We start from the raw sequence: 13,224 nt of genomic DNA, 5'->3' as shown, positions 1-13,224 counted from the left end.
CGATGGACGAGGCCACTTCGCAGGCAGTTCCGGAGCTGGGCGCGGTGCTTGCCGAGGCCCGGGCGCGCCTCGGCGAGGGCGCACGGATCGTCTCCCGACTGCGGGACGGGCTGTACGAGGTCCATCTCTCGCTCGGCGAACCGGACCACGGCCGGGTCCCGCAGTGGGGCGTGGCCGCCCACGATCCGCGCCATGTGCTCGACCAAGTCCCGCTGGCAGCCGCGCGGTTGCTCACCGATCGGGAACTGCTGGCGGTGCGGCGTCCGCTGGAGGGCCCGCTGCACGGCCCGGCGCTGCTCACGCCCGCGGCGGCGGGAGTGCTGGTGCACGAGTGCTTCGGCCACACCAGCGAGGCCGACAACTATCTGACCCGGCCGCGTTCCGCCGGCCGACTCGGTGACCGGCTCACGCCCGCGCCGCTGACCGTCCGGGACCGTCCCGGCCTGCTCCGGTTCGCCGGAAGCTACCGCCGCGACGACGAGGGCACCCGCGCCCGCACCGTCACGCTGCTCGACCGCGGGCGCTGGGCCGGGCTGCTGACCGGCCGCTCCACGGCCTGGCTGAGCGGCGGCGCGAGCACCGGCCACGCCCGCGGCCCCAGCGGGGCGACGGCGCCCCGATGCAGTGTGCTGGAGGCCGTACCGGGCCCGTACGCACCCGCCGGGCTGCGGCGCTGGATGGGTGACGGCTGGCTGTGGGGCACTCCGATCGGCGGTTTCTCGGTGGAGGGCCGGCTGATCGTGGAGCTGCTGTGGGTGCGCCGGGTGAGGTCGGGGGCCGTGACCGGGGAGGTGCGCGGTCCTGTGGTGGTGTGCGCGGGCAAACGGGCGCTCGCCGCCGGGCTGGTGGCCGTGGGCAACGACCCGACGGTGCACAGCTCGCCGTATCGCTGCGTCAAGGCGGGCCACGAGGTGGGCTCCACGCTGATCACCCCCTCGATGCTGCTGCGCCGCGCGGTGCTGCGCCCGCTGGCGGATCTGGCCGAAGTGGTCGGGCGCTCGGGGCTGTGACCGGACGCTCCGTCAAGCACAGTTCTGTCATGGCGAGTTGAGTCGGTCGCGGTGCTCCGCGTCGAGTGCCCCGTTGTGCCGTGCCAAGTCCGACATCGGCCATGAGGTCTGGAACTCCCGTGATGTTAAAGGGAGTTGAAAATCTGATTGCGTCGGAGCATCCGGTGACGCCGTGGGAATGAGCTCTCGCGTGCGCATTCCCGTTCTCACCGTGCAGGTTTCCGAGAGTACGTATTCCCTGCGCACAGCATCTTTCCGGTATTGGTCTAGACTTTTAATTTACGGGCTCTTATGTTCAGTTCCATCGGCCGAGGCCAGGTCATAGGGTCGTGTCCCTGGCGTGCTCCCGTCACGCTGAATCCTCAGGAGATCCCCCGATGGGACAACCGCTCAGCTCCTCCCCGCGGACCACCGAAGCCCCCGACGAGTCGCGCGACCGCATCGCGAGTGTGCTCGACCCGTTCCAGCCGCACGTGCTCTCCGCCTTCCGGGTCGTCGTCGGTCTGCTCTTCGCCTGTCACGGTGCCGCCACCCTCTTCGACGTGCTCGGCGGCCCGGCCTCGGGGCAGGGGCCCGCGGTCGCGGAGTGGCCGGGCTGGTGGGCTGCGGCAATCCAACTCGGCGGCGGAATTCTGGTGTTGGCCGGTGTCTTCACCCGCCCGGCCGCGCTGCTCTGCTCCGGCTCGATGGCCTACGCGTACTTCGTCGAGCACCAGTCGGAGGGGCTGTTCCCGATCGAGAACGGTGGCAACCTCTCCGCGCTCTACTGCTGGGCCTTCTTCCTGATAGCCGTCTTCGGCCCGGGCCGCTGGACGGTCACCTCCGTGTTGCAGCGCGCACGTTCCGCCCGCTGACCCCGGCCGTTACTGCGCCGCAAGGCACGTGTTCCCACACTGCAAGGCCCGTGTGTCACGCCGATCCGCGTGGCACACGGGCCTTCGCCGTGCGGTGGGCACGCGTTGGTTCGGGGCGCGGAGACGCCGTGCGGCGCTCAGCCGGCCCCGAGCAACTGCCTGGACATGATCAGCTCCTGGATCGTCCCGTCCTCCAACTGACGCGTGCGCACACCGGAGTTGGCGAAGCCGGCCCTCCGATACAGGCGCAGTGCGGCCGAGTTGGTCGGAAGAACCGCCAACCTGAGTGTGTGCGCGCCCTGTTGTCGCGACCAGCTGCCGATCTCCTCGATCAGCAGCTCACCGGTACCGGTGCCCCGGGCCCTCGGCCCCACCCACAGCGACATCAGCTCCACCGTGCCCGGCGAATCGGTCGGCATCCCGGCGGCCATGCCGACCCGGACACCGTCCTCGGCGACCGCCGCGACGTGGTGCGAGCCCGGCGTCGCCAGACGGGCGCGCCAGCGGTCGGGCCGATCGCCCTCGCCCTGCCACTGGGCGAGCGTCGTACCGAAGGCGTACGGCGCCTCCGCGAGAGCGGCGAGCCGCAGCTCGCGCCAGACCGGCCAGTCCTCGACGGTGAGCGTGCGCACTGTGGTGACCATGCACGCCATTCTTGCAGGTCGCCGGTCGCCGGTCGCCGGTCGCCGGTCGTTGTGAGCCGGAGCGGGAGCCGGAGCCGGAGCCGGCGTGAACGTCTTCGACGCGGCTACAGCGGCTGCGGGGCTGCGCGGGTACGTCGGCCGGCGCGAGCCCGGGGCTCGGGCGCCTTGCCCCGGGCGGCGGGCCTGCCGCGCCGGCGGTGGCTGCCGGACGAGGTCGTAGCTCCGCTGAGCTGCGGCGACGGTGCTCCGAGGGCGACTGTCAGAGGCCAGGTCTAGCGTGTTCTCATGACGGATTTCGTACTTGTCGCAGGGGCGTGGCTCGGGGCGTCGGCGTGGGACGAGGTGGTGCCGCGGCTGCGTGCGGAGGACCACGGGGTGCATCCGCTCTCGCTCTCCGGGCTGGGCGAGAAGCGGGCCGACGGGGCGCGGATCAGCGCACCCATGTCCGGGACGTCACGGAGGAGGTCGACCGGCTCGGCCTGCGCGAGGTGGTGCTCGTCGGTCACAGCTACTCGGGCATCCCGGTCGGCCAGGCCGCCGTGCGGATCGGTGACCGGCTCAAGCGTCTCGTCCTCGTCGACTCCAACATTCCCGAGGACGGCGAGTCCTTCGTCTCGGCATGGCCGGACGGCCGGGCGATGGTGGAGGCGGCGATCGCCGACCACGGCGGGTGCTGGCCGCCGCCCGCCGCCCCGGACTTCGCGCCGGACGGCATGGTCGGCGACCAGGGCCTGTCCGTCGAGCAGCTGGAGCGGCTGATGGCGGACGCGGTGCCGCACCCCGGCGCCACCCTCACCGGGCCCGCGGTGCTGGAGCGACCGCTCGAGGAGCTGCCGGCCACCTATGTGAAGTGCCTGCTCGACGGCCCCGATCCGATGCCGGCCGTCGCCAACCTCCTCGCGGAGGCCGCCGATTGGAGACTGGCCGAGCTCAACACCGGCCACTGGCCGATGTATTCACAGCCCGCAGAGCTGGCGGAGGTGCTGCTCGAAGCAGCCAGGAGCTGAGCCCGGGAGGAGCGCGCCGTTACGAGCCGCCCGGCTCGTGAACCGGAGAGCGGATGCGGCGGTCGGCAGCCGCCGAACCCACGGACCGCGTTAAGCAGCCCGTGAGCCGAACCGGGCGTACGGCTTTTCACTTGGTCAGTGTGAGTGCTCGGCGAAGACGACCATCTGTTTGGGTAGCGGGCCCGCCGAAGCCCAGTGGTCGCCCTCCACGAAGTGGCGTTGCGACTTCGTGCGTTGTGGCCAGCGGTAGCCCAGGACTACCGTGGTCACCTTCGCCGGCTGAAGCCTTCGGTGCAGCTGACCTGAGTGAACATTCCGCAGGATCGGGCCCCGGGCGTTCGCGGGCCACTGCATTCGGTCACGGTAGAGGGTCGGGCCACGTCCCGGAAGGGAGAGTCAGGGCCACCGCCGTGTCCTGAACATGTCCTGCTGCGTGGCTGCTGTCGGGTTCGATGTGCCCCGGTCATCTGACGGGTCCACGTGTCGGGGCCTGCGCGGCCGTGGCCCGCACGATGAGCGTTCCAATGTGCCCTTCGTGTGGTGCATCGAGTACGTCGGCTGACGCGGAGGCGAACCCAGCGCTGGTCAGCATCCGCTCCCATACCAGGGGTCGGAAGCTGTAGCGATAAGTGAACATGGCCTTCCCGCCGAACCCGCCTTTGTACATGCCCTGTGGTCCGTACGCGCCAGGGATGGCGGGAGGCTGGGAGAACGCGAAGACACCGCCAGGGTTGAGCCGGGCACGTACGAGAGGGAAGAGACGCCCTGGGTCCGCGAACCACGCGGCACCGAACATCGAGTAGATCGCGTCATAGGTGTTCGTGTGCTCCGCGAGGTACTCCAGGACGTCCCCGTGAGCGAATGTCGTGCCAGATTCGCTCCAGCGCTCCCGGACCTTCTTGACCATGACAGGTGACAGGTCGACCCCGTGGGTCTTCACTCCTCGGCTGTCGAGATACGCCAAGGCCCGACCGGTGCCGCAACCGATCTCCAACACAGTTGTCGGGTTGCCCAGTAGCTCCTGCCCGGGGCCGTGCCCTACGTACTGCGTCCAGTTGAACGTGGGTTCGGCCTTGTCCTTGAACGCGGACTCCGCATAGCTGTCCCAGAGTTCGGTCTCTGCGGCAAGGTCGTGTGGTACGGGCATTGCGTCCTCTGCTGGTGGTCGTACGGCCGGATGCCCCTGCCCCCGGACCGGGAGCAGGGGCACTGGAGCGGGTCAGTGACTGTCTGGCGCCTTGTTGTCACAGGGCGAGCAGTTCGCCCCGTCGATGGCCCACAGTTCCTCGTCCACGTGCCAGCCGTCGGATCGAAGGAAATCAGCTGTGCGGATGCACAGGCCATCCCCTCGGCGCTCGATGAACGGCGCATGATGTGCCGGTACGCTCCGCCGTTGTACAGGTCGCAGAGGGCGAAGTAGACAGGGGTGTCCAGGAGGAGCTGGTGAACGCCGATGTCCACCAGCTGCCCCACGCCCAGGTGTCCGGGAAGAGAGCGGGGGCGTTTTGCGTCTGCGCCTCACCGCATCACCCCAGATACGGCGCCCCCCGCTCCTCCCGGAAGTGCCGCACGCGCAGCCGTTGTGTGTGATGCATCGCCAGTTCCCCGATGTCCTCCGGCGCTACGAACCTCAACTCCGTGGACTCCTGCGAGATGCGCAGCGCGCCCCCGACCACCCGCGCGGTGAAGCAGACGTTGAACTGGCGCCGTACTTCCCCGTCGCTGTACGCGATCACGTGCCTAGGATCGGTGTACGTCCCCACGAGTCCCGTGATCTCCACCTCAAGCCCCGTCTCCTCCCGTACCTCCCGTACGGCCGCCCCGGGCAGGGAATCCCCCACCTCCATACCGCCCCCGGGCAGCGCCCACAGGCCACTGTCGGCACGCCGCTGCAACAGGATGCGCCCTCGCTCGTCGGTGACCACGGCGGAAGCGGCGACCACGAGGCTGTTCGGCTCAGGGGCTGACGGGTCGTCGAAGTATTCAGTGCGCGCCACGTTCATGCCTCCCGCGCCGGCGTTGCGGTCGCCCATACCGATTCGAAGCTGCTCGCGTACCCGTCGAACATCCCGCCCCCGCCGCTCCGCCGCAGGTGCCAGACGGGCGCCGCATAGGCGTTCACTCCCCACACGTGCGCGTTCACCAGCATCTGGTCATCGGCGCGATAGATCGAGTTGTACAACGTCGTCCCGTGCGTGCGCAGTTCGATCCCCGGCACACCGAGAAGGGGGCGGTAGTGGAGCAGTGCCAGTCGGCACCGCGACTCAATGCCATGGCCGAACTGCTCCTCGCGGCCCCGCTGTTGGACGTTCTCACTGTCTGCGTCCCCTATGGCGATGCGCACCGCGCACCCCTCTGCGGCACGTTCCCGGAGAAGATCGTTGAGACGTGGGAAAGCCTCGTGTATGAACACCGCTGCATACACGAGTACGTCGATCCGCTCCTGCGCCTGTGCGAAGAGATCGGTGAACGCAGACACCGCAAGGTCCGCGCGCTGGTCATACAGCGCTACCAGTTCCGGACTCACCGCCCGCGCGGCGCGTGCTTGCCGTAGGGCCGGCCAGAGTGCATGCACGTCTTCTCCTAGAGCTTCAGATGCCTTGAGAGCGGTCTGCCTACGGGGCGTTCGGCCCAGGTTGACCCAACGCTCAACGCTCTTAGGATCGACGCCGGTCGCGTTGGCCAAGTCGGAATGTGTCCATCCTCCGGCCGCCATGGTTGCCCGCAGGCGTTCGTTCTGCATGTCAGTTTCCCCCCGATTGATGGACGTTGGTAGGGACGTTATACCCGTTGCGGGACGTCCCGAAATGGGGAACGTACGCGGTTCCGACGTCCTACGGTCTGCGGGGAATCTCGATGGATGAAGAGCACGAACTTGACGCCCCGACAGATCCCCGATGCTGACGCGCCACTACAGACGATCGACGAAATCAGTGAACGCATCCGGATGGACTGCGCCCGCGATGTGCTGGCGAATGCGCGGGCCCTCGTTGCGGAGTCGGAGAATCCGCGTGAACTCAAGTGGACCGTGCACCGCTTGATCGAATCGCTCACCGACGCGATCCGGGTAGCCGACGCACGTGGCGAACGCCTGCCGGGGAGCCGGCGGTGAACCGAACGCTCCGAGCCGTTGGCCGTCACGCCGGTCTACTGACCGCGATGCTGCTGTGGGGCAGCCCACTCTCCGTAGTGATGCTGGTCGTTACCGGGGTGCTCCGATGAGAACCTGCCCTTCATGCGCCGGCAGGGGGCGCGTCGTCCGTGCCCGCGCCTACGTGAGTGGTCCCGACCCGCTCGCGGGTGCCGTCAGAACGCTCTATGTGCTCCATGACTGCCGACGCTGCCACACCACTGGCCGCGTGGCCGGGGCTTCCCCGAGTCAGCGGCGACGGTAGCCGCAGCGCCCCCGTTTCTCTGCGGATCGGGGGCGCTGTCATGCCCTGGTCCCGTGTGCTGGCGTACGCCGATAGTCGGGTTGGAGCGGTACGCGTGGCACGCTGGACATATGACTCGACGACCGCGCGTGCGCGCCCCTGAGCTGCAAGGACGAGCCTGGATCAACACCGGCGGCAAGGAGCTGTCGCTCGCCGAGCTGCGCGGTCGCGTCGTTCTGCTCGACTTCTGGACCTTCTGCTGCGTGAACTGTCTCCATGTCCTCGACGAGCTGCGGGAGTTGGAGGAGGCGCACCGCGACTCGCTGGTGATCGTCGGGGTGCACTCGCCCAAGTTCGTCCACGAGGCCGAGCCCCGCGCGGTGCTCGACGCGGTCGAGCGGTACGGGGTGCACCACCCGGTCCTGGACGATCCCGAGCTGGCCACCTGGAAGCAGTACGCGGTCCGCGCCTGGCCGACGCTGGTGGTGATCGACCCCGAGGGGTACGTGGTCGCCCAGCACGCGGGCGAGGGCCATGCGCACGCGATCGCCGCCCTGGTCGAGGAGCTGGTCGCCGAGCACGGCGCCAGGGGGACGCTGCGGCGCGGCGAGGGCCCGTACGTACCGCCGGAGCCGGAGGCGACCGATCTGCGTTTTCCCGGCAAGGCGCTGCGGCTGCCCAGCGGCACCTTCCTGGTCAGCGACACCACCCGGCACGAGCTGGTGGAGCTGGCGGCGGACGGTGAGCGCGTACTGCGGCGCATCGGCGGGGGCGAGCGCGGGCTGGTCGACGGTGTGCCGAGCGCGGCGCGGTTCAGCGAGCCGCAGGGCATGGCGCTGCTGCCGGACGGCCGGGTCGCGGTCGCGGATACCGTCAACCACGCGCTGCGCGCCTTCGATCCGGTGACCGGCGAGACCACCACGCTCGCCGGTACGGGCGCGCAGTGGTGGCAGGGCGATGCGACGCAGGGGCCGGGGCACGAGGTGCCGCTCTCCTCGCCGTGGGACGTGGCCTGGTTCGACGGCCTGCTGTGGATCGCGATGGCCGGTGTCCACCAGCTGTGGACGTACGACCCGGCCTCCGACCGGGTGGCGGTCGCGGCCGGCACCACCAACGAGGGACTGGTCGACGGGCCCGCCGACCAGGCGTGGTTCGCCCAGCCCTCCGGGCTCGCGGCCTCGGCCGAGCGGCTGTGGGTCGCGGACTCCGAGACCTCGGCGCTGCGGTGGGTGGAGCGGGAGGGCGAGGCGTACCGGGTGCGCACGGCCGTCGGCACGGGCCTCTTCGACTTCGGCCACCGCGACGGCCCGGCCGAACAGGCCCTGTTTCAGCACCCGTTGGGCGTGACCGTGCTGCCCGACGGTTCGGTGGCCGTCGCCGACACGTACAACCACGCGCTGCGTCGCTACGATCCGGCCTCCGGCGAAGTGACCACGCTGGCAACGGACCTGAGGGAACTCTCGGACGCGGTGATCGCCACTGCGCACGGCGACGAGCCGGGTGGTGACGAGATCCTGGTCGTCGAGTCCGCCCGTCACCGGTTGACCCGGCTGCGGCTGCCGGAGGAGGCCGTACGGGTCGAGGAGATCGCGCATCGCACCCAGCGGGAGGCGACCGAAGTCGCCCCGGGCGAAGTGGAGTTGGACGTCGTCTTCCAGCCGCCCGCCGGGCAGAAGCTGGACGACCGCTACGGCCCGTCGACCCGCCTGCTGGTCTCCGCCACCCCGCCCGAACTGCTCGCCGACGGCGAGGGGCAGGGCACCGAGCTGCGCCGTACGGTGCGGCTCGCGGCCGGTGCCGGGGAGGGCGTCACCGAGGGCGTGCTCCACGTCTCGGCGATGGCCGCCTCCTGCGACGACGACCCGGAGAACGAGTACCCCGCCTGCCACATGCACCAGCAGGACTGGGGCGTACCGGTACGGGTGACCGCCGCCGGCACCGCCCGCCTCGCCCTGGTCCTCGCCGGCCTGGACGAGACCGCCGACGGCCCCGCGTAGCGGCGGCGGCGCCGAGGTGCCCGTGCGCCCGCCGTACGGGCACCCCGCCGTACGGGCGTGCCCGCGGGCGGGCCGGGTCAGTTGCGCGGTAAGGCGTTGGTGAGCGCGTGGCGCAGGCTCCGCAGGCGGGGGCCCGGGTTCATGCACAGCAGCCCCGCGCCGAAGGCGATGACGGTGGCCGCCGCCGCGTGGGGGCGGTTGGCGGGCTCCAGCAGGATCGCCCAGAAGTACGGTGAGTGTGCGGCCTTCAGCCCTGCGGTGACGGTGATGAAGAGCCATACGGCCGCCGCCGCTGTGGCGACCAGGCCGCCGAAGAACATCCGGGCGACCAGGGCGACGCCGATCAGGAAGAGCACGTTGCGGGCGGCGGCGTTCGACGACTGCATGCCGAACGTCGCCGCGAGCAGCAGACCCACGGCCAGCACGGCGGCACCGGTCGCCAGCACCAGCCCGCGATCGAGCAGGGCCACCGGGCGGACTGCCGTGGCCTCGGCCTGCCCGAGTCGCCGCTCCAGGCTGAACAGCAGGGCCGCACAGGGGATCAGCGGCAGGAAGTTCATCAACTTGATGCCCGCGCCGCCCAGCAGGGTGATCGAGGGCACGTTGACGACCTGGTCCTTCACCAGCAGAAGCAGCAGCACGAACCCGACCAGCGCGCAGACCACCAGCCAGGGGCGGCGCACCTTCCACCACAGGCTCATCGTGCGGCCTCGGTCAGCACCTCGGGGTCGCAGCTGCTCAGCAGCTCCATCTGGCCGCGTACCCAACGCAGTTGGTCCTCGCGAGAGGTCGTGCGCACCTCCGCGGCCGTCTGCCGAGCTTGAGCGCTGCCGGACCTGGCCGCCCGCTCCTCACTCACACCGGCGGCCCGCAACAGCCAGATCCGCAACGGTCCCGAGCTGGGCACACCGAAGCCGTCGGGGAGGTCCGTGCATTCGGGCGCTCGCGGAATCAGGGCGGTGGCGATCGCGTTGATCGCCCGTTGCCGGGTGACCGGCGGGTCCAGGTGGATGCGCCACGCCCGCTCGCCCAACTCGGCGTCGACCGAGGCGTTTTCGATCGAGGTCGGTGTCTCGATGCCGGCCTGGGCCAGTGCGGGAAGTGTCTGCTCGGCGGCAGCCCGGAGCGTGGGCAGCGACCCGGAGAGTTCTCCCGGCACACAGATCCGCGGAGCTTCGCCCGAGCAGGTCTGCGCCGAGGTTCGCGGCACCGTGGGGGCTTCGTAACCGGCGTCCGCCACCAGGGCCTGGGCCGGCACCGCGGCGCCCACCAGCACTGTTGCGGCGATCCCCACGCGCAGCAGCCGACTGCGCCCCGCCACGGCCAGGGCGACGACGGCCAGGGCGGCGCCCGCTGCGAGGAGAGGAGGCGCGAGGAGCACTGCCGGATCCCAGGTGTCGGTCAGAGTGGGCGCATCGGTCGGTACTCCGGTGAGGTAACGGACCCAGGGAGTCTCCAGGGTGGGTGGTAGGACCAGCCACAGTGTCACGGCGATGAGTACCAACGGTGCGGCGAGCGCACGCGGCACGACGCAGCCGACACCGAACCCCACAACGAGGAACGCGATCTGCACCACGCCGAGAGCCAGGATCATCGGCAGGTCGGCGAAATGCGGCACCGCACCCGCGTGCACGGCTGCGAGGGACAGCGCCGTGACGTCCACTACCGCCGTGAGCAGCAACACCGGCCGCAGCGCGCCGAACGCGACGGTGATGCGCCCCCGTGCCGACGTGCGACGCCACACCTGCCCGGCCCGCAGTCGTCCCGCCTCCCATGCGGAAAGGGCGGCGAGCGTACCGGTGGTGATGGCCAGCGCCCGGGTCGCGCCATACACGGCGTAGCCGCCGTACCCGACCTCGAGGGAACGCATGCCGGTCGTGAGGTAGAAGAGGGCGACCGCGAGCACCGGCAGGGCGAGCCACCGTACCGGCGAGGTCTTCAGCGAACGCGAAAGGTTCACCGTTCGATCCCCGAAGTCAGCGAGTGGTACGCGGAGTTGGCGCGCCGACCTGGCGCGGCCCCGGGCTCCGCGTGGGTCAGGAACTCGCGCACCGTGCCGCCGAAGACCAGGCAACCGGCTTGCAGGACAAGGACGTTGTCGTACACCTCGTCGAGATCCGCTGTGTCGTGGGTGGAGAGGACCACGTGGACGTCGGCGGGCAGCGCGCCCAACACCTCGTGGAAGACCTGGCGTTGGCGAGGGTCCATGCCGACGGTCGGCTCGTCCAGGAGCAGCACCTCGGCCCCGTGGACCAGGGCCTCGGCCACGCCGACCCGACGTTGCTGACCGCCGGACAACTCGGTGACCCTGCGGTCCGCCGACTCGTCCATCTCGACCCGCCGCAGCGCGTCCAGCGCCCCGTCCCATGCCTCGGCCCGGGACATCCCCTTCAGCCAGCCCGCGTAGGCCACCTGGTCACGTGCGGTGAGACCGGGGACGGTGGTCAGGTGCTGCGGCATCCAGGCGACGCGCCTGCGGTACTCGCGCAGCGTCCGGCGGTCGTCGGTCCGCATCCTCCGGTACCCCACCCGGCCCGAGACGGGCAGCAGCGCGGAGGCGCCCAGCCCCAACACCGTGCTCTTTCCTGCCCCGTTGGGGCCCAGGAAGACGGTACGGCCGGTGGGGAGGTCGCAGTCGAGATCGCGCAGCACCGGGTGCTTGCGCCGGTACCCGAAGGTGCAGGACGAGAACCTCAGCGGCATGTGTGCTCCTCGCGCCAAAGTGGTGGCGGAGATTTCGTCTCCGCCACCACCGAGGACATCAGTGTGCGATCTTGACCGTCTTCACGTTGAGGAAGACCTGGCCCGTGGACTTGTTCACCGCGTCGATCTCGAAGTACACCTTGTCACCCGACGACATGGCGGGCCAGTTGCCTTTCGACGTTCCGCTCTTGCAGGCGGTGAACGTCTTCTTGCCCTTGTTGCTGTCCGGCAGGAACGAAACGTCTTCCCACATGATCACGTCGGTACTGCTGAAATTCACTGAAGCCGTGCAGTCCGTGAAGTGGATCTTAGTGGCTCCCGTGCCCCCGTCGTCTGTCCAGCGCGAGGACTCGAAGCCTGGGAGGACCTGCGAGAGGTAGGTGGTCCTCTGGCCTGCCTGAGCCGGCGATGCCATCGCTACGGCGAGTACAGCCGCAGCCCCGCCTACACCGATCCGACGTGCCAAGATTGATCTCTTCGAGCTGTCCATTGAAGTACCCCCTGGTGTCTGGACGTCGGCTTGTCGTGCAACTCGTGAGTAGCGCGCTCGAGTTGGACTCGCCATGAAGGCGTTGATCATACCGGTGATGGAGTAGGGGTGTAGCTGGAGTGTGTAGCTCGTGTGCACATATGAAGTTGTGTCGTCCTTGTGGTCTTCTGGGTGGCGTCCGTGATCGCAGCCCTGGATGAGCGTGAAGTGTCGGTTACGGGGGAGTGATGCGCGGAGGTAACGGCCCGGATGCACGTGGGTGGGGCGTTCGAGGATGGCGTTCCGACGGGTTGCGGTGGGCCGGTGTCGTGCTGGTCGTCGCCGCTGTCGGGTACGTCCTGTGCGAGGCGCTGGCGGCGTCGCAGTTTCCCGGGTACAGCTATGCGCACCACTACATCAGCGATCTGGGCGTTCCGTACGAGAGCGAGGAGGGCCGGGGCTTCCGCTCGCGGGCGGCTCTCCTGATGAACCTGGCGTTCGTCGGGCAGGGCGTATTGCTGCTGCTCGGGGTGGTGTTGGTGCTCCGGGGAGCGCGGAACACGCCGCGTGCGCCGCTCCTCGGGCCGGGGGCGCTGTACGCGGTGGGGATGCTGCTCGTCGGTACGGTCCACGCCGGGCCGCGCGAGGCCGCGGACGGGACGAGCCTGCCGCACGCCGTCGGAGCGGGCGCGGCGATCGTGTGCGGCAACGTGCTGGCGCTCGTGGCCGCGCGGATGTCCGAACGGTTCGGCGGCGGACGGCGGTACCGGTGCGCGAGTGCCGCGCTCGGCGTGCTCGGGCTGCTGAGCCTGGTCATGTTCGTTGCGGACAGCGGCAGTTCGGCGTTCCATCTCCTGCCCGACGGGGTCTGGGAGCGGCTTGCCGTCTACCCGATCACCGCCTGGGAGCTGCTGACCGGCTGCACGCTGCTGCTCACCGTCCGCCGGCGCCGTGCCGGTGTGCGGGGCGGTGTGCGGGGCGGTGCGTACGCCGATCCGGCCGGCGGGCGCGACGGCCCGGTGTGATGGCACGGCGTGACGGCCAGGCCGACGGCAGGGCGTGACGGCAAGGCGTGACGTCGCCTCTGCGCGTACTGCGCCGCCGCGACTCCCCCGAGGTCGCGGCGGCGCAGAGTGTGCGGAGCCTGAGCGGGTCGTGCCGGGGCG

The 13,224-nt window shown here is 70.0% G+C and carries 14 protein-coding genes and 2 pseudogenes; 6 read left to right on the top strand and 10 right to left on the bottom strand.

What is annotated here, in order from left to right; translation table 11 throughout:
• The first annotated feature begins 2 nt into the window (after positions 1 to 2).
• A complete protein-coding gene (locus JGS22_RS07975) occupies positions 3 to 1,010 on the top strand; it encodes a metallopeptidase TldD-related protein (RefSeq protein WP_211039364.1) in 1,008 nt (335 codons plus the stop codon).
• Between the two features lie 377 nt (positions 1,011 to 1,387).
• Positions 1,388 to 1,864, top strand: coding sequence for a DoxX family protein (locus tag JGS22_RS07970; protein ID WP_211039365.1), 477 nt, complete (start codon positions 1,388 to 1,390; stop codon positions 1,862 to 1,864).
• A gap of 137 nt (positions 1,865 to 2,001) precedes the next feature.
• Here JGS22_RS07970 and JGS22_RS07965 read toward each other — a convergent pair whose 3' ends face one another.
• Positions 2,002 to 2,508 (bottom strand): GNAT family N-acetyltransferase, encoded by a 507-nt coding sequence (locus JGS22_RS07965; RefSeq protein WP_211039366.1) that lies wholly within the window; start codon positions 2,506 to 2,508, stop codon positions 2,002 to 2,004.
• Positions 2,509 to 2,793: 285 nt separating this feature from the next.
• Between JGS22_RS07965 and JGS22_RS07960 the strand changes: the two are divergent.
• A pseudogene (locus JGS22_RS07960) lies at positions 2,794 to 3,515 on the top strand (alpha/beta fold hydrolase).
• Positions 3,516 to 3,650: 135 nt separating this feature from the next.
• On the opposite strand, the gene JGS22_RS26785 reads toward JGS22_RS07960, so the two are convergent.
• The 5 genes and pseudogenes from JGS22_RS26785 to JGS22_RS07945 form a co-directional block, all read right to left on the bottom strand.
• Positions 3,651 to 3,785, bottom strand: coding sequence for a hypothetical protein (locus tag JGS22_RS26785; protein WP_268980888.1), 135 nt, complete (start codon positions 3,783 to 3,785; stop codon positions 3,651 to 3,653).
• A 193-nt stretch (positions 3,786 to 3,978) separates the two neighbouring features.
• Positions 3,979 to 4,662: a class I SAM-dependent methyltransferase gene (locus JGS22_RS07955; RefSeq protein ID WP_211039367.1), complete on the bottom strand. Its 684-nt coding sequence runs from the start codon at positions 4,660 to 4,662 to the stop codon at positions 3,979 to 3,981.
• A gap of 72 nt (positions 4,663 to 4,734) precedes the next feature.
• Positions 4,735 to 4,997, bottom strand: a pseudogene (locus tag JGS22_RS26140) (hypothetical protein); the annotation flags it as partial.
• Positions 4,998 to 5,041: 44 nt separating this feature from the next.
• Positions 5,042 to 5,512, bottom strand: coding sequence for an NUDIX domain-containing protein (locus JGS22_RS07950; RefSeq protein WP_505011418.1), 471 nt, complete (start codon positions 5,510 to 5,512; stop codon positions 5,042 to 5,044).
• 2 nt (positions 5,513 to 5,514) lie between these two features.
• Positions 5,515 to 6,258 (bottom strand): helix-turn-helix domain-containing protein, encoded by a 744-nt coding sequence (locus tag JGS22_RS07945; protein ID WP_211039369.1) that lies wholly within the window; start codon positions 6,256 to 6,258, stop codon positions 5,515 to 5,517.
• Positions 6,259 to 6,375: 117 nt separating this feature from the next.
• Between JGS22_RS07945 and JGS22_RS07940 the strand changes: the two genes are divergently transcribed.
• Together JGS22_RS07940 and JGS22_RS07935 are read left to right on the top strand one after the other, a co-directional pair.
• Positions 6,376 to 6,627, top strand: a complete 252-nt coding sequence (locus JGS22_RS07940; protein WP_211039370.1) for a hypothetical protein — start codon at positions 6,376 to 6,378, stop codon at positions 6,625 to 6,627.
• A 393-nt stretch (positions 6,628 to 7,020) separates the two neighbouring features.
• Positions 7,021 to 8,886: an NHL domain-containing thioredoxin family protein gene (locus JGS22_RS07935; RefSeq protein WP_211039371.1), complete on the top strand. Its 1,866-nt coding sequence runs from the start codon at positions 7,021 to 7,023 to the stop codon at positions 8,884 to 8,886.
• A 77-nt stretch (positions 8,887 to 8,963) separates the two neighbouring features.
• Here JGS22_RS07935 and JGS22_RS07930 read toward each other — a convergent pair whose 3' ends face one another.
• From JGS22_RS07930 to JGS22_RS07915, 4 genes are read right to left on the bottom strand one after another with little or no spacing between them, the layout of a single operon-like run.
• Positions 8,964 to 9,587, bottom strand: coding sequence for a hypothetical protein (locus JGS22_RS07930; RefSeq protein ID WP_211039372.1), 624 nt, complete (start codon positions 9,585 to 9,587; stop codon positions 8,964 to 8,966).
• Entirely contained in the window at positions 9,584 to 10,846 is a 1,263-nt protein-coding gene (locus JGS22_RS07925) for a DUF7224 domain-containing protein (RefSeq protein WP_211039373.1), read from the bottom strand. Before JGS22_RS07925 ends, JGS22_RS07930 begins: the two co-directional genes overlap by 4 nt.
• On the bottom strand, positions 10,843 to 11,589 hold the full coding sequence (locus JGS22_RS07920; RefSeq protein WP_211039374.1) for an ATP-binding cassette domain-containing protein: 747 nt from the start codon (positions 11,587 to 11,589) through the stop codon (positions 10,843 to 10,845). The genes JGS22_RS07925 and JGS22_RS07920 overlap by 4 nt, the downstream gene beginning before the upstream one ends.
• 58 nt (positions 11,590 to 11,647) lie before the next feature.
• Complete coding sequence (locus tag JGS22_RS07915) at positions 11,648 to 11,842, bottom strand: hypothetical protein (protein ID WP_211039375.1); 195 nt, start codon at positions 11,840 to 11,842, stop codon at positions 11,648 to 11,650.
• Positions 11,843 to 12,369: 527 nt separating this feature from the next.
• Here JGS22_RS07915 and JGS22_RS07910 point away from each other — a divergent pair.
• On the top strand, positions 12,370 to 13,083 hold the full coding sequence (locus JGS22_RS07910) for a DUF998 domain-containing protein (protein ID WP_211039376.1): 714 nt from the start codon (positions 12,370 to 12,372) through the stop codon (positions 13,081 to 13,083).
• Positions 13,084 to 13,224: the final 141 nt, after the last annotated feature.

The organism is Streptomyces tardus (assembly GCF_018101125.2).
In the GTDB taxonomy this organism is placed as follows: Bacteria; Actinomycetota; Actinomycetes; order Streptomycetales; family Streptomycetaceae; genus Streptomyces; species Streptomyces tardus.
Note: the sequence above shows the minus strand (reverse complement) of the source record. Positions and strands in the feature narration are given on the sequence as shown.

What these genes read in the sequence shown, in the direction of transcription:
- JGS22_RS07975 (WP_211039364.1), top strand. Translation starts at nt 3, where the DNA reads ATGGACGAGGCCACTTCGCAGGCAGTTCCGGAGCTGGGCGCGGTGCTT.
- JGS22_RS07970 (WP_211039365.1), top strand. Translation starts at nt 1,388, where the DNA reads ATGGGACAACCGCTCAGCTCCTCCCCGCGGACCACCGAAGCCCCCGAC.
- JGS22_RS07965 (WP_211039366.1), bottom strand. Translation starts at nt 2,508, where the DNA reads ATGGTCACCACAGTGCGCACGCTCACCGTCGAGGACTGGCCGGTCTGG.
- JGS22_RS07955 (WP_211039367.1), bottom strand. Translation starts at nt 4,662, where the DNA reads ATGCCCGTACCACACGACCTTGCCGCAGAGACCGAACTCTGGGACAGC.
- JGS22_RS07945 (WP_211039369.1), bottom strand. Translation starts at nt 6,258, where the DNA reads ATGCAGAACGAACGCCTGCGGGCAACCATGGCGGCCGGAGGATGGACA.
- JGS22_RS07940 (WP_211039370.1), top strand. Translation starts at nt 6,376, where the DNA reads ATGAAGAGCACGAACTTGACGCCCCGACAGATCCCCGATGCTGACGCG.
- JGS22_RS07935 (WP_211039371.1), top strand. Translation starts at nt 7,021, where the DNA reads ATGACTCGACGACCGCGCGTGCGCGCCCCTGAGCTGCAAGGACGAGCC.
- JGS22_RS07930 (WP_211039372.1), bottom strand. Translation starts at nt 9,587, where the DNA reads ATGAGCCTGTGGTGGAAGGTGCGCCGCCCCTGGCTGGTGGTCTGCGCG.
- JGS22_RS07920 (WP_211039374.1), bottom strand. Translation starts at nt 11,589, where the DNA reads ATGCCGCTGAGGTTCTCGTCCTGCACCTTCGGGTACCGGCGCAAGCAC.
- JGS22_RS07915 (WP_211039375.1), bottom strand. Translation starts at nt 11,842, where the DNA reads ATGTGGGAAGACGTTTCGTTCCTGCCGGACAGCAACAAGGGCAAGAAG.